Genomic DNA, 18,620 nt, shown 5'->3' on the forward strand with positions numbered 1-18,620 from the left:
GCCTTGGCTTGTCGAAGCGCCGGAGTCTGCGCTGCCACCCGCCTTGGACTGCTATATCCGCGTCACCGCGTTGACCGCATCCGCCGCGCGCAGCGCCGCCATCAATTTCTCCAGATGCGCGGCGTCGCGCACTTCCAGGTCGATCTGGTTGGTGTGAAAGCCGGTGTCGCTGGTGTCGAACCGGATGTTGATGATGTTGGCGCGGTGCTGGCCGATAATCGTCGACACGGTGCCCAGCGCGCCGGGCTCGTTCTTCAACGTCACCTCGATCCGCGCCAGTCCGCCTTCGGACTTGTCGCCCCAGGCCAGGTCGACCCAATCGACATCGTCCGAATTGGCCAGCACCGGACAATCGATGCGGTGGACCTCGATCTCCTGGTCGGGCCGCCTCAGGCCGACGATGCGGTCGCCCGGTACCGGATGGCAGGTCGTATCGAGCTTGTAGGCGACGCCGGGGGTCAGGCCGGTGATCGAGATCGCCGACGATTGCTGCGGCAGCGCGCGGCCCGCGTCGGTGCTGGCCGATCCCGGCATCAGCGCTTCCATCAACTCGGCATCGGTGATCCGCCGCCGCGCCACCGCCTCGATCAGTGCATCCTCGTCGGTCAGTTGCAGCTTCTTGAGCGCGGTCTTGACCGCATCGACCGACAGCGGCGCCGGCAGGCGATCGACGATCTCGTCGTACAGCTTGCGGCCAAGGGTCAGCGTTTCCTTGCGCTCGATCGCGCGCAGATGCCGCCGGATCGCCGCGCGCGCCTTGCCGGTGATCGCGAAGTTGAGCCAATTGGGCTGTGGCGATTGCGCCTTGGAGCGCAGGATCTGCACCTGGTCGCCATTCTCGATCACCGTGCGCAGCGGGACGTGGCGGCCATTGATCTTGGCGCCGACCGCCTGGTCGCCGAGATCGGTATGGACGGCATAAGCGAAATCGATCGGCGTCGCGCCCTTGGGCAATTGATGCAGCTCGCCCTTCGGCGTGAAGGCGAAGATGCGATCCTGGTACATCGCCATCCGCGTATGCTCGAGCAATTCCTCGGGCGTCTCGGCGGTTTCCAGGATCTCGACCAGGTCGGTGATCCAGCTATGCTGGCCGTCGGCGCGGACCTTGCCGGTCTTGTACGCCCAATGCGCCGCCAGCCCATATTCGGCCTCGGCATGCATTTCGCCGGTGCGGATCTGGATTTCGACCCGCGTATCGCCGGCATGCATGATCGAGGTGTGGAGCGAGCGATAGCCGTTGCGCTTGGGCGTCGAGATATAATCCTTGAACCGCCCCGGCACGAACGGCCAGCGGCGATGGATGACCCCCATCGCGCGGTAGCAATCCTCCTCGGTCGGCACGATCGCCCGGAACGCCATCACGTCGGACAATTGCTCGAAGCTGATGTGCCGCTCCTGCATCTTCTTCCAGATGCTGTAGGGGTGCTTCTCGCGGCCCGATATGTCGGCATCGACACCGTGGCGAGACAGCAGCAATTTCACACCCGATCCGATCTTGGCGATGCGGTCGCCGCCTTCCTGCAATTGGTCGAGGCGCTTCTGGATCGATTCATACGCTTCGGGTTCGAGCTGCGCGAAGGCGAGCGTCTGCATCTCCTTCATGAACTCGTACATGCCGATCCGCTCGGCGAGCGGGGCGTAGATATCCATCGTCTCGCGCGCGATGCGCTTGCGCTTGTCCGGATTGGGGATGTGGTGGAGCGTGCGCATATTGTGCAGCCGGTCGGCCAATTTGACCAGCAGCACGCGGATGTCGTCCGACATCGCCAACAGGAACTTGCGCAGATTCTCGGCGGCGCGCTCGCTTTCGGTCTGCGCCTCGATCTTGGAGAGCTTGGTGACGCCGTCGACCATCCGCGCGACATTGTCGCCGAACAATTTCTGGATCTGCTCGGGGGTGGCGACCGTATCCTCGATCGTGTCGTGGAGGATCGCGGTGGCGATCGTCTCGTCGTCGAGATGCAGGTCGGTCAGGATGCCCGCGACTTCGATCGGATGGCTGAAATAGGGGTCGCCCGATGCGCGCTTCTGCGAGCCATGCGCCTGGAGCGAAAAGACGTACGCGCGGTTGAGCAAGGCCTCATCAGCCTCGGGGTCGTAAGAGAGGACCCGATCAACCAGTTCGTACTGACGCAGCATACCGCTAAGATGGGGCGGGTTGGCGCTGCTTTGCAACAAAATGTTGGCCGCGAGCAATTAAAGGCGCGCGGCCAACGAGGGGATGTATGATCGTGACAGGCTTACTGGGCCTTGGCGTTGCACTTTGACAGCGTGTCGGCGTCGAGCGCCTGGCCGCCGACGGTGAACGAGGTCAGCTTGCCGACGCGCTGCGCGACGAGCTGGCACAGCACGATATCGCGCTCCGGCGCCTTGGCGGCGGCGAACGCGCCGTCATGGAACTTCCACACGGTGTCGCGCGTGATCAGGCTGGTCTTGGTCGGCGCCTCGACAGGGGTGGCGGTGTAGTAACCGGGACCCTGGGGCTGCGCGACGGCGACGGTGGTGCTGACCATGGCGACGGCGATGGCGGCGAGAATCCTGGGGGCAATGCGGGACATGTTTTCCTCCTACGTCCGTTGCAACGCACAATAGGTTGCGAATCACCACCTAGTGTATTAGGTTTTCAGTTGCAACTAAAAATCTACATGGCATTTTCATGACGCAGGAAATGGGATACGCTTCGATGCATAGAGAGGAATTCTGATGGGCGGACACCTGAGGGAGCCGCTGCGCGAGCTCGCCGAATGCGGCCTTTCGGCGGCACTCGTGGCGATGGGCGAGCGCTGGAGCTTCATGATCCTGCGCGCTGCGTTCAACGGCCTGCACCATTTCGAGGAGTTCCAGTCGGAGCTCGGCATCGCGCGCAACATCCTGGCCAACCGCCTCGCGCGGCTGGTCGAGCATGAGATCCTGACCCGCGAGGCGATGCCCGAGGATCGCCGCAAGATCCAGTACCGGCTGACCGACAAGGGCATGGCATTGCTGCCGACGATGGTCGCGCTCCGGCAATGGGGCGAGCGCTGGGAAACCGGCGTGCCGGCGGAGCCGGTGCTGGTCGATGCGCGCGACATGCGGCGCATCCGGCCGGTCGAGGTCCTGTCGCACGACGGACGCGTGCTCAACAAGGGCGACATGCACTGGGCGCTGCTCGAAGACGTGGTCGGTGACGACGAGYCGCTGCAGCAGGCAGCGGAATAGCGATAAAAAGCCCCTCCCCTTCAGGGGWGGGGTTGGGGTGGGGCAGTGCGCCAAGCGCTGCACTCTACGAGGCCTCCCCCACCCCCTACCCCTCCCCTGAAGGGGAGGGGCTGAACTCACCCCAATTTCCCGATGAACTCCCGGATCGCCTCCGGAATCGGCACCGGCTGACCGGTCGGCAAATGGACGTTGACCGTGACCAGCTGCACGATCGAATGGAGTTCGCCGGTCGCGGCATGGCAGAGTTCGAACACTTGCGTCATGCTGGTCGACCCGAGCCGCTCGACCTTGGCATAAGCAAGGATCACGTCGCCGTAAGAGAAGGGCTTGAGGAACTCGACCTCGGCATGGCGGACGTGGAATTCGGTCTCGGTCCAGACCGGCCCCAGCGCATCGGCGATCCCGGTCCATTCCCAGAATTCGGTCCCGGCGACATCGGCATATTCGAGATAGCGCGAGTTGAAGACGACCTTTTGCCCGTCAATCTCGGCATAGCGGACCTTGATCGGGGTGGAGAAGGCAAAGCCGGGGCGAGTCATGCCTGGCGCATATCGTGTGCGTTACCAGACCGCCAGTTCGATCGATCGCGTCCGTTCGCCTCACCGTCTTGACTCCTAAATCTACATATGTTGTATTCTCTGCATGGCTACCAATCGTCGCCCTTCGAAACAGATGGTCCGGCTCCTCGACGCGCTGTCGGCGAGCCCTCGTGAGTGGCGCCACGGCTATGACATCATGAAGGAAACCGGCCTGCTGTCCGGCACGCTCTACCCGCTGCTGATGCGCATGACCGATCAGGGTCTGGTCGAGGCGGAATGGCGCGAGCCGGCGCAGCCCGGCAGGCCGCCGCGGCACGCTTATCGGCTGACGGCGCAGGGTCTCGCACTCGCGCGGGAAACGGCCGGGGAGCGGAGCGTGTCGGGATTCAAGGAGGTGCAAGTATGACGGCGAAACTTGCTTGTGCCGTGATGACGTTGGCGCAGGCCTGTCTTGGCGATCGTCGCCGCGACTGGGCGCTGGCGATGCATGCCGAATTCGAGGTCGCGATCGACGATGGCAGGCCGCTCAGCTTTGCGGTCGGTTGCCTGACGGGTGCCTTGCGCGACATGCCGAACCATGCGGCAGGGCGATTTACGCTGACCAGCCATGCCGTCGCGCTGGGACTCCTCCCGATCGTCGCGCTGCTGGTCATGGGCACGGGCGCCGGCTTCCCCTTTCTGCCGTCGGGGCATGCCGGGATATCCGGATGGCTCGCTGGAAGCGGCGAGCATTCGCCGTTGCTGACACCCTGGAACCGCGGCTTTGCCCCGCCTTTGGCGATCCTGATCTGGGGACTCATCGCCGGGCATTTGCTGATGCCCTGGTTCATCCTCGAGCGTGATTGGGCGCGCGTCGGCACCCTGGCGCGCATCAACAGCGCGGCCACGGTCACGCTCCTCCTGTTCACCACCGTCCTGTTTCTCGACATGGCCTTCCTGCTGCTTCCGATGGCGGCGCTCGCGATCGAACTCGCAGCGAGCTGGTGTCTCTTCCGATGGCAGGCGGACCTGTTCGCCGGAGCGCCGCCCGGCACATCGGCCGCGTAACTTTTCGGGAATTCGTTTTGCGACGTCGAGATTGAACCGGGCGGCGGGCCGCCCGCCGGGGAGACGTGCGTCTTTCTTTCAACGCAGTGTAGAAGGAGACCAGAGATGAAAATGCCTCTCGCGATGATCGCAGTCGCGGTCGCGTCGGTCCCGGCCATGGCGGCCCCGGCGCAGCAACCCGCTTCGTCGCCCTTTCTCGGTAAGTGGAAGCTCGATACCGGATCGCTGCCGGCGTCGGGTAGTGCGGGTCCCGCCAGCGTGACGGCGGAATTTGCCGATGGCGGCGCCGGCATCTGGAACACCATTTATGTGATCACCGCGAAGGACGGCAGCGCACGACGCATGACGTCGCGCGAACGGCTCGACGGAAAGGCCGTCCCGATCAGCGGTGATCAGACGGTCGCCGACAGCGTCGCGATGACAAATCCGTCACCGGGCATATTGGTCATGGGATTGACCAAGGGCGGCACTCTCGCGTCGGTGCGGGTCTATTCAGTGTCGGCGGATGGCAGCGAAATGATCGAGAATGCGACCTTCGTCGGCGACGACGGCGAGCCCATGGTCAGCCGCTTCCGCTGGGTACGATAGCGTCGGGAAGCGGGCGGTCCGGATTGTCCCCGCCGCCTGCTGCTCCGGTCGACACCCATTTCCGAGCGCGTGACGTTCGTCAGTGCCCCGAGATGACAATCAGGCAAGGCGGCTGACCGCCACCTGACCAATTTCCACTCGCCCGCCGGCAGCGTGTTTCACGCCACGCGACCGGCTTGCCCATCGCAGGAGATCGACATGCAACGGATGGCAATGCTCGCGGCTCTGTCGCTCGGGGCATGTGCAACGCTGCCGCCGCCGGCACCTGAACCGCATGTGACGGTCGAAATAACCGATCTCACCCTGACCACGGTAGGCGGAAGGGCCGCGCTCCGGCAGCGCGTCGCCGCGGCGGCGCATCAATTCTGCCGGCTTCACGGCGCGGAGATCACGCCGATCGAATCGCGCGAAGACCCCTGGTATTGCCCCGACATGATGCGCTCGGAAATCATGTACCGCATGACGCCGTCGACTCGCCGGGCCTATGCGATCGCCCGGCGCGAGGCGGGCCTCCGTGGCCGCGACCTCTGAACGCCACGTATCACCCCACCTCCGAGATGGCCGGCTTCGGCGGACCAGGATTCCGCGCGCACAGCCCGTCGAGGTAGAAATCGAGGTGCCGATGCGCGAGCGATCGCTCTTCGTCCGGCGGCAATCCCACCGCCAACGGCCGGGCGAAGCGCGTCAAGCCGAACACGATGTCCCGCTCGGACAGATCATCGCGGAGAGAACCTTCCCGCATGGCGCGGCCAACCAGGGATTTCATGAGCCTGGCCGCACGAACACGGAGGTCGGGCCAGTCCGGTTTCTCCAGAAGCGGATGGAGAATGTTCACCGCGCCGATGCCGTTATCCAGGGCCATGTGCATATATTGGCGAAGCGCGTCGACACCGTCGGGAGCGGTTTCGATCAGGGCCTCTCCGGCACTGATGCTCTTTTCCAGCACGTGACGCGTGGCGGCATGGAGTAGCGACTGCTGGTCGGGGAAGTGCCGGTAGAGCGTTCCGATGCCAACCCCGGCGCGTTCGGCGATCGCGTCTCGCGCCGGCGCGCCGCCAACTTCCAGAACCAATTCGACAGCGACGTCGATCAGCCGTTGCCGGTTCTTTCGCGCATCAGCCCGCACCGTGCACCCGCGGCTGGTTTCCCGCCGACCTCCTTGACGCTTTCATAATCGGAGGATATTCCTCCGTTTGCTTGGGGTGTCAAGGCGAGCCTTGACCGCAATGGTAGCCGTCCGCGCGGCTCAAGGACTCGATCGAACGACGTACATCACCCCATCTGATCGGCCGCGAAGGGAGAGCGCGATGGATCGCAGGCAGTTTGTTCAAGCGTCTTTCGTCGCCGCGGGAATCCTTGCGTTCCCCGCGGGCGCATCGGGCCGCGACAAGAAAAGCGTGCCGACCAGATTGGATGCGGCGGCGTATCACGCGTCGCGGCGATATGTTTCCACACCGTTCGGGCGCATCGCCTTTGTCGAACGCGGACGCGGTCCCGCCGCCCTCTTCATCCACGGCTTCCCGCTCAGCGGCTTTCAGTGGCGCGGCGCTTTGCAACGCCTGGCCAACCGGCGGCGATGTCTCGCGCCAGACCTGATGGGGCTGGGCTATTCGGAGGTGGCTGAGGAGCAGGATCTCTCCCCTCATGCCCAGGCCGACATGCTCGTGGCGTTTCTCGACCGGCTTTCCATCCCGGCCGTCGACCTGATCGCCAACGATAGTGGCGGCACCATTGCGCAGCTTCTCATGGCGCAGCATCCCCGCAGAATTCGCACCGTCATTCTGACCAATTGCGACGTTCACGAGAACAGCCCGCCGCCGCAAATGCGCAATTCGATCCAGCAGGCTCGCGACGGCGTGTACGACAAGAAGATCGAGCGACACCTGGCGGATCGATCCTATGCCAGGTCTCCGCAAGGGATCGGAGGCGGTGCCTATGTCGATCCCGCGAATTTCAGCGATGAGGCGATCGAATACAGCCTCCGCCCGCTTATCGCCTCGCCGCCAAGAAGAGCCCAGCTCAACCGCTATCTGGCCGCGTTCGACCCCAATCCGCTTGTCGCGATCAAGCCATTGCTCGAACGCTGTGAGGCGCCAACGCGGATGGTTTGGGGAACGGCCGACCCATTGTTCCCGATCAAATGGGCGGAGTGGCTCGATCGCACTTTGCCCAAGTCGCGCGGAATACGCCTTGTCGACGGCGGCCGCTTGTTCTGGCCGGAGGAGCATCCGGATCTTCTCGCCGAGGAAGCGCGAACCTTGTGGTCGATCTAGCAACGCCGCCCGGTCGAGCAGATCGTTGCTGCCGCCGACCCAGCCTGAGGAGGCGCTAATGTATGCCAAGGACGTTCCCCCTGGGACTCTCTTCTATCACGGTACCAAGGCCGAACTCGAGATCGGAAGCCTCCTGCGACCGGGCTTCGGAAGCAATTTCGTCGAGCGCGGGCTGAAACACATCTATTTTACCGCGACGCTCGAAGCGGCGACCTGGGGCGCGGAGCTTGCCAAAGGCGAAGGCCGGGGCCGCATCTTCATTGTCGAGCCGACCGGTCCATTCGAGGACGATCCGAATCTCACCGACAAGAGGCTTCCCGGCAACATGACCGCATCCTACCGCTCGGCCGATCCGCTACGGATCACCGGCGAGGTCGAGGACTGGGTCGGCCATTCCCCCGAGCGACTCCAGGAGATGAAGGACAATCTCGCCCGGATGACGCAGGAAGGCAGCGACACGATCATCGAGGACTAGGATCGTCGCCGTAATGTCGGGCCACTCGTCTGGCGAGCCCGTGGAAAGCTACTCGGCGGCGCAAGGCGCGCGCTGGTCAGCCAACATGGCGCACGTGCGCTCAGCAGTCTGCCGAACCCGTTCCAGCTGTTCTGCCGCATAATGCGCGCTGATGTTCGGAACGACATTGTCGATCATGATATGTTCGCTCTGCTTCATGGCAAATCCGCGCCAGAGGTAGACGTCGAATATTTCGCGGAGTGACACCTCCTGCCCTTGCGTGTCGAGCCAGGGATGCGATGTGCCGGACGTGCTGAACGAGAGCAGCGGTTTTCCTTTCAACGCATGCTGACCGACCTGGCCGACCATGTCGCGAAACGAATAGCCCGCGCCGAGTACGCGATCGACATATCCCTTCAGCATCGCCGGCGGCAAACCAAACCAGATCGGGTAGATGAGCACCAGAATGTCGCATGACATTAGCAACGCAAGCTCGGCCGCGACATCCGGCGAGGAGGTCCACGCATCGTGAAGCGGGCGTTCTTCCGCTCTCAGCACCGGGTCGAAATTCATTGCGTAAAGATCGCGCACCACGACGTCCTGCCCGCGGACCTCCGCTTCCTTGCTATAGGTCTCGACCATGGCGCGATTGAAGCTGTCGGAAGACGGATTCACGTACACCAGCAGATGACGAAGCGGCAGCTGTGCCGGTGCTAAGGCGGGGGCGGTACTCATCGATCGGCTCCAAATTTCTCACGGTTGCGGCCGTAACCGTCTCGTTTGACGGGTTTAGCCAAAGTTACACGCGCTGATGCATCGGCCTTCATCAGGCCTGCGAACGGTCAGGGAGGCCTGCAGTCTCTTGATGAACTGCGGCTGCGGTGGCGCCCTCCTCAGCTAAGGCGCGCTTGTCCGATATATCGAATTGGTCACAGGGAACTCCCGTTAAGCGGGAGCATCGTGGTCTCTCAGTCGCTGGATGCCTCGAAAAATGCGTCAGCGATGGAGCTTCATAGGCGCTGCGCATCTAAAGACCTAATCGCGCCCGGTGGGCCTGCCGATTGAGCCGCAAAAAGGAGTAAGTTTTTGCGAGTCATCCGTGACGGGCCTCGGCATTTTTATTTGAGTTTCAACCCAGTCTAGTATGGTATTTTCAATAAATGTTTCGTGGGTAAGTTAGATTTTAAATTGTCATGAGCGGAGGTCGATTTTAATTTAGGGCAGAATTACTACAGGTCGCGGCAGGAAATGTGGTAACGATGGACAACCGATCTGCGTCGGGGCCGATCAATATCCCGCGCGAATCTCCGCTGCGCACGCTGTCCAACGACGATCGCCCCAACCAACCGTCCCGCGTGCGCCTACCAAGGTAACCGACGTGAATAATCCAGGCCTCGATACGTTCATCACGACTCGCACCGGCGCGCGGTTTCACGTTCGACCCGTGAGTGTCGATGACGATTACACGATCAAGGACTTCTTCAGTCACGTAAGTCGGCCGGATCTCCGGTTTCGTTTTCTCACCGGCATCAACGAGGTTTCGCCCAGTCAGATCGCGATGCTTACCCATCCCGACCATCTGTTCAGTGAGAACTTTCTGGTCTTCACGGCCGATGGGTCGATGATGGTCGCCTCCGGCATGCTCGCCTGCGACAAGAGCTTCGATCACGGAGAGGTGGCGATCGCGGTCCGCGAAGATCACAAGCATCATGGCATCGGCTGGGAGCTGCTCGCCCATGTCGCCCGTTATGCGGACACCAAGGGACTGCGCTCGCTGGAATCGATCGAAAGCCGCGACAACCACGAGGCAATAGAACTCGAGCGCGATATGGGGTTCGTGATCAGCGATTTTCCGGGCGATCCCACGCTGGTGCTGGTCAGCCGCTCGCACGCTCGCACGCTCGCGCCTAACGGGTCCTCAGAACAGCAACCGCACCCCGACCAGCGCGAGCACCACCGCCAGGATCGGGCCGAGCACGCGGTCCGACACGCGGCTGGCGATCAGGCTGCCGACGATGATCCCGGGGATCGATCCGATCAGCAGCGACACCAATAGCGCGCCATCGACCGATCCCAGTATCCAATGGCCGATGCCGCCGAGCAACGTCAGCGGCACGGCATGCGCGATGTCGGAGCCGACCAGCCGGTTGACTGGCAATGCCGGGTAGAGGATCAGCAACGCGGTCATCCCCAGCGCGCCGGCGCCTACCGAGGTGAGCGAGACCAGCAGCCCCAGCACTGCGCCCAGCAGGATGGTCGATCCCGCCAGTTTGCGCGGGCTCATCGTGCCGAAGCGCGGCGTCAAATAGGCGACGATGCGTCCGCGCAACAGGGTCGCCGCCGCCGACAGCAGCAAGGTCACGCCCAGGATCATCGACATGACGTGCCCGGTCGTCGCGGAAGCCGGGCCCGCCTGGCTGAGGACAAGCAGGGTCACGATCGTCGCCGGCACGCTGCCGATCGCCAGCCGCGCGACGACGCGCCAGTCGACCGTGCCGCGCCAGCCATGGACCGTGGTCCCGACCGTCTTGGTCGCCGAGGCGTAGAGCAAGTCGGTGCCGACCGCGGTGGTCGGGTGGAAACCGAACACCAGCACCAGCAACGGCGTCATCAGCGATCCGCCGCCGACGCCGGTCAGCCCGACGACCAGCCCGACCAGCACGCCGGCGAGCGAATAGAGCAGGTTGATCGTCATTGCCCGCTACGCGGCGTCACGAGGTTTGGCCGCGTGCGCCGCCGCGGCTAGCGGACGAACCGGGGAAGGAAGAACGGGTTGCGCCCGTTCAGCCACTATTGCTCGCCGGGGTGTTGACCCCCATCGACTGCAGGTAGCGCCGCACGTTGCGTGCCGCCTGCCGGAGCCTCTGCTCGTTCTCGACCATCGCAATGCGCACGTACCCTTCCCCATTCTCGCCATATCCCACCCCTGGCGCGACCGCGACCTTGGCGTGAGTCAGCAATTGTTTGGAGAACTCAAGGCTGCCTAAGTGCGTGAGCGCGGGCGGCAGTGGTGCCCAGGCGAACATGCTCGCCGGCGGGCTGGGAATATCCCAGCCGGCGCGGCCGAAGCTTTCGACCAATACGTCGCGGCGCTTGTGGTAGAGCAAGCGGTTCTTCTCGACGATATCCTGCGGTCCGTTGAGCGCGGCGCAGGCGGCGGCCTGGATCGGGGTGAAGGCGCCGTAATCGAGATAGGATTTTACCCGCGTCATCGCCGCGATCAGCTTGCGATTGCCGACCGCGAAGCCCATCCGCCAGCCGGCCATCGAATAGGTCTTGCTCAGGCTGGTGAACTCGATCGCGATGTCCTTGGCGCCCTTGACCTGGAGGATGGACACGGTCGGCTTGCCGTCGAAATAGAGCTCCGAATAGGCCAGGTCGGACAGGATCCAGACCTGGTTCTCCTTCGCCCAGGCGACGAGGCGCTCGTAGAATGCCAGGTCGACCGTCTCGGCGGTCGGGTTGGACGGGTAATTGACCACCAGGATCGACGGGCGCGGCACGGTGAACGCGATCGCGCGCTCCAGGCTCTCGAAATAATGCTCGTCGGGCGTGGTCGGCACCGCGCGGATCGTGGCGCCGGCGATGATGAAGCCGAACGTGTGGATCGGGTAGCTCGGATTGGGCGCGAGCACGACGTCGCCCGGCGCGGTGATCGCGGTCGCCAGGCTGGCCAGCCCTTCTTTCGAGCCCATGGTCACCACGACTTCGGTCTCGGGATCGAGATCGACCCCGAAGCGGCGGCCATAATAATTGGCCTGGGCGCGGCGCAGCCCGGGAATGCCCTTGGACTGCGAATAGCCATGCGCGTCGGGCTTTTGCGCGACCTCGCAGAGCTTGTCGATGACATGCTGCGGCGGCGGCAAATCGGGATTGCCCATGCCCAGGTCGATAATGTCCTCGCCTGCCGCGCGCGCTGCTGCCCGCATGCCGTTGACCTCGGCAATGACGTAAGGCGGCAGACGCTTGATGCGGTAGAAATCGTCGGACATTCAAAACTCCTTTCGCCTTCTCCTTAGGGCATAAGCGGGGGGCCGCGAAACCGCGTTGTTCCGGATGCGGCGATCCGTGCCGTAAAGCGGAGACAAAAGCGGGGTTGCCGCGTTCGCCATCGAGTAACCGGTGGAGAAACAAGATGATTGCCCTGATGCTCGTCGCAGCGGCCACCGTCGCCAGCGAAGCGCCGCCCACCAATGCTCCTCGCTGTCATGGAGTCGCGCTGGACGCGGCGGTCGGTCATTATGCCGATGTCGCGCGGGCGATGGACCCGCGCCGCACCGCTTCACTCTATGCCGCCGACGGGGTGCTGGTCGGGCCGAAAGGCGAGCCGGTCACCGGCCCCAGGGAGATCGAGGCGTTCCTGGCCGGGTTCGGCGGCTACAAGCTCGGCGAGCAGGTGATGACGGTCGATAGCATTGAGCGGACCGCCAGTGGCTGGCGCTCGATCGGCGAGTTCCGTCAGCGCGGCAACGACCCAAAGAACGAGGCCTTCGCGACCGGTGGGCGCTATCGCGCGGAGTGGCGGTGCCTTAAGGGAGGATGGCGCGTTCAGCGCATGCAGACCTTCGCCGGGGGACAATGATGGCCGACCAGACCGACGCACCCAGCCTCGAGGATATGCAGCACTGGACCTGGGTGATGGGCCGGGCGCAGCAGATGATGCTCGAAGCCGGGCTCGGCGCGGGTGTGCCGGTGATCCCCGGGTTCAACGATCCGGCGACCTTGGCCCGCGTCGGCGATTTCTGGTCGGACAGCCTCAAATTATGGCAGCGCTTCCTCGATCCCCAGGCCGCCGCCGATGGCGCGCAGGCCGCGATCAAGGATAGGCGCTTCAAGTCCGAAGCCTGGCAGAATCCGGTGTTCGACTGGATCCGCCAATCCTATCTGATGATCGCCGACCAGATGCTCAAACAGGTCGATGCGATCGAAGGGCTCGATCCCAAACAGCGCGAGCAATTCCGCTTTGCGACCCAAGGCGTGATCGACGCGATGAGCCCATCCAACTTCGCCTTCACCAATCCCGACGTGATCCAGAAGACGATCGAGACGCGCGGCGAGAATTTGCTCAAGGGCCTGTCCAACATGCTCAACGATCTGAGCAAGGGGCAGCTCACCCATACCGATGCCGAGGCGTTCGAGGTCGGGCGCAATCTCGCGACAACGCCGGGCAAGGTGATCTATCGCAGCCCGTTGTTCGAACTGATCCACTATACGCCGACCACCGAGTCCGTGCTGGCGACGCCGCTGGTGATCTTCCCGCCCTGGATCAACCGCTTCTACATCCTCGATCTGACGCCCGAAAAGAGCTTCATCCGCTGGGCGGTCGATCAGGGGCTGTCGGTGTTCATGGTGTCGTGGAAATCGGCCGATGCCAGCCTGATCGACACCAGCTGGGACGATTACGTGCTCGCCCAGATCGAGGCGATCGACGTGATCCGCGACCAGCTCGATGTCGAGGCGGTACACGCGATCGGCTATTGCGTCGCGGGCACGACACTCGCCGCGACGCTCGCTTATCTGACCGCCAAGAGCGAAGCGGACAAGGTCAGGACCGCGACCTTCTTCACCGCGCAAGTCGACTTCGCCGATGCCGGCGACCTGCTCAATTTCGTCGACGACGCCCAGCTCGACATGATCAGGCAATTGTCGCCCGAGGGGTATCTCGACGGGCGCTACATGGCGCTGACCTTCAACCTGCTGCGCGGCCGCGACCTGATCTGGAATTATGTCGCCAACAATTACCTGATGGGCCAGGATTATGCGCCGTTCGACCTGCTCCACTGGAACGGCGACACCACCAACCTGCCGGCGAAATGGCATTTGTCGTATTTGACCGATCTCTATCGCGACAATCTGCTGGTGCGGCCGGGGGCATTGGCGATCGCCGGCACGCCGATCGACCTGACCAGGGTCGCGACGCCGAGCTACATCCAGGCGGGGCGCGAGGACCATATCGCCCCGGCCGAGAGCGTGTGGAAGATCACGCATCTGTTCGCCGGACCGCTCAAGTTCGTGCTGGCGGGCTCGGGCCATATCGCCGGGGTGGTCAACCCGCCCGCCGCGGGCAAATATCAATATTGGACCAACGACACGCCCGCCGCGACCCTGGCCGAGTTCGTCGCCGGGGCAACCGAGACCAAGGGCAGCTGGTGGCCCGACTGGATCGGCTGGCTGCGCGTGCAAGACGCGACCGAGGTCAAGGTCAAGGGCGCGCGCGAGCCCGGCAAGGGCAAGAAGCGCCCGGCGATCGCCGATGCTCCGGGAGACTATGTCCGCGCGCGATAGGATCGGGCGCGGAACGAGTCGGCTGATCGGCCTGCCTTACCCGGCGGTTGACGGGCAGGTCGCGCGAGCAGCGCGACTTGCGCCGGTAAATCGCTCAAACACCTGTGTATTTCCCGAGGCGGAGGATGCGATGTGTTAACCAACTCCGCCTAAACTGGGGGCGTGAGACGTTCCGACCAACGCTTGTCGCGGGATCGGCGGCGGAGCATCAGGCTCCTTCTTCAGGAAGTCCCGCTTCCCGCACCGGTCCGTCGCGAATTCATCGACACGCTGTTCGACATGCGGCTGCCGATTCTCGGCATGGGCATCGTGACGGCGGCGATTGCGGGTCTCGTCGCGCGCGAATGGCAGGATCCGGTCATCGCCTTCCTGGCGCTGGCCGCGGCGCTGCTCACGGTCGTCCGGCTGCTGGTCCTGCGCGCCTATGACCGCGCGCGTCCCGTCGCCGACGCCGAGCTCGGCCGCTGGGAATTGCGGTACGCGATCGGCGCCTATGCGTTCGGGGCCCTGCTTGGTCTGCTCAATGTCTACGTCCTGAACTACCATTTCCCGCTCCTGCACCTGATCACGGTGAGCCTGGTGTTCGGCTTCGGCGCGGGCATCGTTTCCCGGATTTCGATCCGCCCGGTGATCTGCGTGATCAGCCTGTTGCTTGCGACCGTGCCGACCGTCGCCGCGCTCGCCGTTCACGCCGTCGAGCCGAACCCGATCGAACTTCACGCTCCGCTGTTCGCCACCGAAGCTTTCCTTGTTGCGATGATCACCATGCTCAGCCTGCAATCGGTCAGGCATCTCTATCGGTCGGCGGTACGGCATCTGACGGCCGAGCATGACATGGCGTTGCTGGCGAAATTCGACGCGCTGACCGGTCTGGCCAATCGCCTGCTGCTGCGCGAGCGCTTTCAGGACAGCAGCCTGATCGCCGCGGCACAGGGCGAGCAACTGGCGCTGCATTTCATCGACCTCGACGGGTTCAAGGCGGTCAATGACGGCCTGGGCCATCTCGCCGGGGATTCGGTGCTGCAACAGGTGTCGCGTCGGCTCGAAGGACTCGTCAGGGCCGAAGATACCGTGGCGCGGCTCGGTGGGGACGAATTCATCGTCTTGCAGACGCATGTCCGCGACCGGAGCGAAGCCGAAATGCTGGCGCGACGGATGATCAGGCAATTGAGCGCGCCGTACGAAGCGGACGGCGATTGGGTACGCATCTCGGCCAGCGTCGGGATCGCCATGATGCCCGAATTCGGCCGCGAACTGGAAACCTTGCTCTCCTGCGCCGACGCGGCGCTTTACCGCTGCAAGGGCGGCGGGAAAGGCAAGCTCCATTTCTGCACGTCCGACGACCGGATGAGCGACAAGCGGGCAGTCGCCTAACCGGCGATTGGATGACGGGGCTGGGCGCAACCGCTCTGCCAGAACAGTGCCTCAAGCCTTGCCAGGCGACGGTTTCGTGACCGTTGTGACGCTTATGTTGCACTGCACAAAAATCGCTTGACCTTTGCCTCCCAAGCCCTATTTTGTGCAATGCAGCAATGATGCCGCGGAGGATGTGATGGTGAGCAAGACCCCCGTAACCAAGGCGGCGAAACCCGCAGCCAAGGCGCCGGTGAAGCGCACGCCTGTCAAATCCACCAAGCCGGCTTCGGTTCCCGTCGAAACGAAGCCCGTGCCGACTCCCGCTCCGATCGTTGCCGAAACCCCTGCCGTAGAGCAGCCGATGGCGCCCGTCCTAGAAACCGCGCCTGTCGAGACCCCCGCAGTCGAGACCCCGATAGTCGAAAAAATTGCCGAAACAGTGACCGAAACCGTCGCCGCAGCCGCCCAAGAGGCGCCGGCCACCATCGAAAAGGAAGTTATCAAGATGAACGACACCATCAAGGAAGCCGCCGACAAGGGCCAGGCCTATTTCGCGGAATTCAGCGCCAAGGCGAAGGCCGCGGCCGAAAAGGGCGCCAAGGCGTTCGAAGACATCAACGAGTTCGGCAAGGGTAACGTCGAAGCGCTCGTCGAGTCGGGCAAGATTGCGGCCAAGGGCTTCGAGACGCTCGGCCAGGATTATGCCGATTATGCGCGCAAGCAGTTCGAAGGCACCACCGCCGCGCTGAAGGGCTTCGCCGCCGTCAAGTCGCCGACCGAGTTCTTCAAGCTGCAGGCGGACTTCGTCCGTGGCCAGTTCGACTCGTTCGTCGCCGAGAGCTCGAAGAACACCGAAGCGATGCTGAAGCTGGCCGGCGATGTCGCCAAGCCGATTTCGAACCGCGTCGCGATCGCCGCCGAGAAGATCAAGGTCGCCGCGTAAGCGTCACCTTCACCTTCGGTGAGACATCGAAAGGGCGGTCGCCATCCGGCGGCCGCCCTTTTTGTTTGGCCTTTTCGTTTGGCCTTTTCGTTTGGGATGATGGCGTCGCTGGCTGACATTGTCAGCGGGCCGGGCTAGGCAAAATATCCCGCCGGGCCTCCAGGATCAGTGCATGCCATCTATCGATTTCGCCGCCTTCTCGTCGCGCGTCCTGGTCGATGCCGCCATCCCTGAACTACCCAACCATTATCGCGGCAAGGTCCGCGACAATTACGATTTGGCCGACGGGCGCCGGATCATCATTGCCAGCGACAGGCTGAGCGCGTTCGATCGCATCCTCTGCGCCATTCCGTTCAAGGGCGAAGTGCTGACCCAGACGGCGCGGTTCTGTTTCGAGCAGACGGCCGATATCTGCGCCAATCATGTGCTCGATTATCCCGATCCCAACGTCCTGATCGCCCGTCGACTGGAGATTCTGCCGGTCGAAATCGTGGTGCGCGGCTATCTGGCGGGAACCACCGGCACCTCGATCCTGACCCTCTACAAAAAGGGGCAACGCGCCATGTACGGCATGACGCTGCCCGATGGACTGCGCGACAATGCCAAGCTCGCCGAGCCCATCATCACGCCGACCAGCAAGGAGTTCGACGGCGGGCACGACGAGCCGCTGACGCCGACGGAAATCCTCGCGCGCAAGCTGCTGACCGCGGCGCAATGGGACGAACTCAGCGCCACCGCGCTGGCGCTATTCGCGCGTGGGCAGAAGAATGCCGAGGAACGCGGACTGATCCTGGCCGATACGAAGTACGAATTTGGCGTCGCGCCCGATGGTGCGATTGTTCTGGCGGATGAGATACACACGCCGGACAGCAGTCGTTATTGGCGAGCGTCCAGCTATCAGTCGCGTTTCGAAGCGGGGGAGCGGCCTGACAGTTTCGACAAGGACTTCGTGCGGTCATGGGTGACCACGCAATGCGACCCCTACAAGGACCCGATCCCCGAAATCCCGCAACAGCTGATCGCCGGCACCGCCGCCGTCTATGCCGAAGCCTTCGAGACGATCACCGGCCGTTCGTTCGCGCCCGATCTGGGGGGCGGCACGGTGTTGGAGCGTATCCGCACGAATCTGGCGCCATATTTCGACATGCATTGAACGCGCCGAGTCGGCCGCTTAGCCTCCATCGTCCGCATCGCGAAAGCCGCCGCCTGGTCATGCCAGCCGGATATTGCTCAAGCGAACATAGCCCCACGTAAGTTGCGCTCAGATACGTTCAGGGGCGCGCATTCACACCTCCAACGACGAAAAGCACTTAACGTGCGCCGCACCCTCTTGCCCCGGCGTGCCGCAATGCCATATTTTGCGATCTGATATGCGAAACCCCGATTTCATGATGGCCAACGATCCCGATGGGGTCGGCAGCGGCAACGACGGTGACAACGACACCGGCGTCGGGCTCGCCACGCGTACCCGCACGAAGACCAAGCAGCCCACGCCCTATCGCGTGCTGATGCTCAACGACGATTATACGCCGATGGAATTCGTCGTGCTCTGCCTGCAGCGCTTCTTCCGCATGACCACCGAGGAAGCGACTCGGGTGATGTTCCACGTCCACCAAAAGGGCGTCGGCGTGTGCGGCGTGTTCAGCTACGAAGTCGCCGAGACCAAGGTCAGCCAGGTGATGGACTTCGCGCGGCAGAACCAGCACCCGCTGCAATGCACGCTTGAGAAGGCGTGAGTTCGAAGCTCTGATCCTCGGTTCATGTGCTCCTGCGAAAGCAGGAGCCCAGGGCAGCGAAGTACCTCATCACCCTGGGTTCCTGCTTTCGCAGGAACACGAGGAAAGTGATTTATCCGGAACTTCACGCCGCTGGCAAAGCCGTCGGCTGGATCGAGGCTTAGCCTCGTCCGCCGGCCGTGCGGGGCGGTGCGCGGGCGC

General features: G+C 63.5%; 20 protein-coding genes and 1 pseudogene. 14 read left to right on the forward strand and 7 right to left on the reverse strand.

Annotated elements, in window-relative coordinates; genetic code table 11:
- Window positions 1–51: 51 nt before the first annotated feature.
- Together AC1DQQ_RS11595 and AC1DQQ_RS11600 are read right to left on the reverse strand one after the other, a co-directional pair.
- Window positions 52–2,139 carry a RelA/SpoT family protein gene (locus AC1DQQ_RS11595; RefSeq protein ID WP_478032301.1) on the reverse strand — a complete coding sequence of 696 codons (2,088 nt, stop codon included), beginning with the start codon at window positions 2,137–2,139 and terminating at the stop codon, window positions 52–54.
- A gap of 101 nt (window positions 2,140–2,240) precedes the next feature.
- Window positions 2,241–2,558 (reverse strand): CC_3452 family protein, encoded by a 318-nt coding sequence (locus AC1DQQ_RS11600; RefSeq protein ID WP_478032303.1) that lies wholly within the window; start codon window positions 2,556–2,558, stop codon window positions 2,241–2,243.
- A 145-nt stretch (window positions 2,559–2,703) separates the two neighbouring features.
- Between AC1DQQ_RS11600 and AC1DQQ_RS11605 the strand changes: the two genes are divergently transcribed.
- Window positions 2,704–3,198 carry a winged helix-turn-helix transcriptional regulator gene (locus tag AC1DQQ_RS11605; RefSeq protein ID WP_478045247.1) on the forward strand — a complete coding sequence of 165 codons (495 nt, stop codon included), beginning with the start codon at window positions 2,704–2,706 and terminating at the stop codon, window positions 3,196–3,198.
- Window positions 3,199–3,314: 116 nt separating this feature from the next.
- Here AC1DQQ_RS11605 and AC1DQQ_RS11610 read toward each other — a convergent pair whose 3' ends face one another.
- Entirely contained in the window at window positions 3,315–3,737 is a 423-nt protein-coding gene (locus AC1DQQ_RS11610; protein ID WP_478045249.1) for an acyl-CoA thioesterase, read from the reverse strand.
- 103 nt (window positions 3,738–3,840) lie between these two features.
- On the opposite strand from AC1DQQ_RS11610, the gene AC1DQQ_RS11615 reads away from it, so the two are divergent.
- From AC1DQQ_RS11615 to AC1DQQ_RS11630, 4 genes are all read left to right on the forward strand, one after another.
- Entirely contained in the window at window positions 3,841–4,143 is a 303-nt protein-coding gene (locus AC1DQQ_RS11615; protein WP_478045251.1) for a PadR family transcriptional regulator, read from the forward strand.
- Window positions 4,140–4,784: a hypothetical protein gene (locus tag AC1DQQ_RS11620; RefSeq protein ID WP_478045252.1), complete on the forward strand. Its 645-nt coding sequence runs from the start codon at window positions 4,140–4,142 to the stop codon at window positions 4,782–4,784. Before AC1DQQ_RS11615 ends, AC1DQQ_RS11620 begins: the two co-directional genes overlap by 4 nt.
- Window positions 4,785–4,889: 105 nt before the next feature.
- The gene (locus AC1DQQ_RS11625) at window positions 4,890–5,372 is read left to right on the forward strand and encodes a hypothetical protein (RefSeq protein WP_478045253.1); all 483 of its coding nucleotides are present in this window, start codon (window positions 4,890–4,892) and stop codon (window positions 5,370–5,372) included.
- Between the two features lie 198 nt (window positions 5,373–5,570).
- Window positions 5,571–5,903, forward strand: a complete 333-nt coding sequence (locus AC1DQQ_RS11630; RefSeq protein ID WP_478045255.1) for a UrcA family protein — start codon at window positions 5,571–5,573, stop codon at window positions 5,901–5,903.
- Window positions 5,904–5,913: 10 nt separating this feature from the next.
- On the opposite strand, the gene AC1DQQ_RS11635 is transcribed toward AC1DQQ_RS11630, so the two are convergent.
- The gene (locus AC1DQQ_RS11635; RefSeq protein ID WP_478045256.1) at window positions 5,914–6,498 is read right to left on the reverse strand and encodes a TetR/AcrR family transcriptional regulator; all 585 of its coding nucleotides are present in this window, start codon (window positions 6,496–6,498) and stop codon (window positions 5,914–5,916) included.
- A gap of 181 nt (window positions 6,499–6,679) precedes the next feature.
- On the opposite strand from AC1DQQ_RS11635, the gene AC1DQQ_RS11640 reads away from it, so the two are divergent.
- The gene (locus AC1DQQ_RS11640; RefSeq protein WP_478041367.1) at window positions 6,680–7,645 is read left to right on the forward strand and encodes an alpha/beta fold hydrolase; all 966 of its coding nucleotides are present in this window, start codon (window positions 6,680–6,682) and stop codon (window positions 7,643–7,645) included.
- A 58-nt stretch (window positions 7,646–7,703) separates the two neighbouring features.
- Complete coding sequence (gene arr, locus AC1DQQ_RS11645) at window positions 7,704–8,120, forward strand: NAD(+)--rifampin ADP-ribosyltransferase (protein ID WP_478045257.1); 417 nt, start codon at window positions 7,704–7,706, stop codon at window positions 8,118–8,120.
- A 48-nt stretch (window positions 8,121–8,168) separates the two neighbouring features.
- Here the strand turns inward: arr and AC1DQQ_RS11650 are convergent, their stop codons facing one another.
- Window positions 8,169–8,834, reverse strand: a complete 666-nt coding sequence (locus AC1DQQ_RS11650) for an NAD(P)H-dependent oxidoreductase (RefSeq protein WP_478045259.1) — start codon at window positions 8,832–8,834, stop codon at window positions 8,169–8,171.
- An 823-nt stretch (window positions 8,835–9,657) separates the two neighbouring features.
- On the opposite strand from AC1DQQ_RS11650, the pseudogene AC1DQQ_RS11655 reads away from it, so the two are divergent.
- A pseudogene (locus AC1DQQ_RS11655) lies at window positions 9,658–9,927 on the forward strand (N-acetyltransferase family protein); the annotation flags it as partial.
- 90 nt (window positions 9,928–10,017) lie between these two features.
- Here AC1DQQ_RS11655 and AC1DQQ_RS11660 read toward each other — a convergent pair.
- Both AC1DQQ_RS11660 and AC1DQQ_RS11665 read right to left on the reverse strand, forming a co-directional pair.
- Window positions 10,018–10,794, reverse strand: a complete 777-nt coding sequence (locus AC1DQQ_RS11660) for a sulfite exporter TauE/SafE family protein (RefSeq protein WP_478032317.1) — start codon at window positions 10,792–10,794, stop codon at window positions 10,018–10,020.
- A gap of 88 nt (window positions 10,795–10,882) precedes the next feature.
- Window positions 10,883–12,091: an LL-diaminopimelate aminotransferase gene (locus AC1DQQ_RS11665; RefSeq protein WP_478032318.1), complete on the reverse strand. Its 1,209-nt coding sequence runs from the start codon at window positions 12,089–12,091 to the stop codon at window positions 10,883–10,885.
- 143 nt (window positions 12,092–12,234) lie between these two features.
- On the opposite strand from AC1DQQ_RS11665, the gene AC1DQQ_RS11670 reads away from it, so the two are divergent.
- From AC1DQQ_RS11670 to clpS, 6 genes are all read left to right on the forward strand, one after another.
- On the forward strand, window positions 12,235–12,681 hold the full coding sequence (locus AC1DQQ_RS11670; protein WP_478032320.1) for a nuclear transport factor 2 family protein: 447 nt from the start codon (window positions 12,235–12,237) through the stop codon (window positions 12,679–12,681).
- Window positions 12,681–14,384, forward strand: a complete 1,704-nt coding sequence (locus tag AC1DQQ_RS11675) for a PHA/PHB synthase family protein (protein ID WP_478041363.1) — start codon at window positions 12,681–12,683, stop codon at window positions 14,382–14,384. Before AC1DQQ_RS11670 ends, AC1DQQ_RS11675 begins: the two co-directional genes overlap by 1 nt.
- Before the next feature lie 162 nt (window positions 14,385–14,546).
- Window positions 14,547–15,758 carry a diguanylate cyclase domain-containing protein gene (locus AC1DQQ_RS11680; RefSeq protein WP_478032323.1) on the forward strand — a complete coding sequence of 404 codons (1,212 nt, stop codon included), beginning with the start codon at window positions 14,547–14,549 and terminating at the stop codon, window positions 15,756–15,758.
- 178 nt (window positions 15,759–15,936) lie between these two features.
- Window positions 15,937–16,683, forward strand: a complete 747-nt coding sequence (locus tag AC1DQQ_RS11685; RefSeq protein ID WP_478032325.1) for a phasin family protein — start codon at window positions 15,937–15,939, stop codon at window positions 16,681–16,683.
- Window positions 16,684–16,855: 172 nt separating this feature from the next.
- Entirely contained in the window at window positions 16,856–17,836 is a 981-nt protein-coding gene (locus AC1DQQ_RS11690) for a phosphoribosylaminoimidazolesuccinocarboxamide synthase (RefSeq protein WP_478045261.1), read from the forward strand.
- Between the two features lie 235 nt (window positions 17,837–18,071).
- Window positions 18,072–18,419, forward strand: coding sequence for an ATP-dependent Clp protease adapter ClpS (gene clpS / locus AC1DQQ_RS11695; RefSeq protein ID WP_478032538.1), 348 nt, complete (start codon window positions 18,072–18,074; stop codon window positions 18,417–18,419).
- Window positions 18,420–18,620: the final 201 nt, after the last annotated feature.

The sequence above is a fragment of the Sphingomonas sp. P4_G3 genome, from assembly GCF_056401105.1.

Coding starts and splice junctions, on each gene's coding strand:
- AC1DQQ_RS11595 (WP_478032301.1), bottom strand. CDS start 2,139: ATGCTGCGTCAGTACGAACTGGTTGATCGGGTCCTCTCTTACGACCCC.
- AC1DQQ_RS11600 (WP_478032303.1), bottom strand. CDS start 2,558: ATGTCCCGCATTGCCCCCAGGATTCTCGCCGCCATCGCCGTCGCCATG.
- AC1DQQ_RS11610 (WP_478045249.1), bottom strand. CDS start 3,737: ATGACTCGCCCCGGCTTTGCCTTCTCCACCCCGATCAAGGTCCGCTAT.
- AC1DQQ_RS11615 (WP_478045251.1), top strand. CDS start 3,841: ATGGCTACCAATCGTCGCCCTTCGAAACAGATGGTCCGGCTCCTCGAC.
- AC1DQQ_RS11620 (WP_478045252.1), top strand. CDS start 4,140: ATGACGGCGAAACTTGCTTGTGCCGTGATGACGTTGGCGCAGGCCTGT.
- AC1DQQ_RS11625 (WP_478045253.1), top strand. CDS start 4,890: ATGAAAATGCCTCTCGCGATGATCGCAGTCGCGGTCGCGTCGGTCCCG.
- AC1DQQ_RS11630 (WP_478045255.1), top strand. CDS start 5,571: ATGCAACGGATGGCAATGCTCGCGGCTCTGTCGCTCGGGGCATGTGCA.
- AC1DQQ_RS11640 (WP_478041367.1), top strand. CDS start 6,680: ATGGATCGCAGGCAGTTTGTTCAAGCGTCTTTCGTCGCCGCGGGAATC.
- arr (WP_478045257.1), top strand. CDS start 7,704: ATGTATGCCAAGGACGTTCCCCCTGGGACTCTCTTCTATCACGGTACC.
- AC1DQQ_RS11650 (WP_478045259.1), bottom strand. CDS start 8,834: ATGAGTACCGCCCCCGCCTTAGCACCGGCACAGCTGCCGCTTCGTCAT.
- AC1DQQ_RS11660 (WP_478032317.1), bottom strand. CDS start 10,794: ATGACGATCAACCTGCTCTATTCGCTCGCCGGCGTGCTGGTCGGGCTG.
- AC1DQQ_RS11665 (WP_478032318.1), bottom strand. CDS start 12,091: ATGTCCGACGATTTCTACCGCATCAAGCGTCTGCCGCCTTACGTCATT.
- AC1DQQ_RS11670 (WP_478032320.1), top strand. CDS start 12,235: ATGATTGCCCTGATGCTCGTCGCAGCGGCCACCGTCGCCAGCGAAGCG.
- AC1DQQ_RS11675 (WP_478041363.1), top strand. CDS start 12,681: ATGGCCGACCAGACCGACGCACCCAGCCTCGAGGATATGCAGCACTGG.
- AC1DQQ_RS11685 (WP_478032325.1), top strand. CDS start 15,937: ATGGTGAGCAAGACCCCCGTAACCAAGGCGGCGAAACCCGCAGCCAAG.
- AC1DQQ_RS11690 (WP_478045261.1), top strand. CDS start 16,856: ATGCCATCTATCGATTTCGCCGCCTTCTCGTCGCGCGTCCTGGTCGAT.
- clpS (WP_478032538.1), top strand. CDS start 18,072: ATGATGGCCAACGATCCCGATGGGGTCGGCAGCGGCAACGACGGTGAC.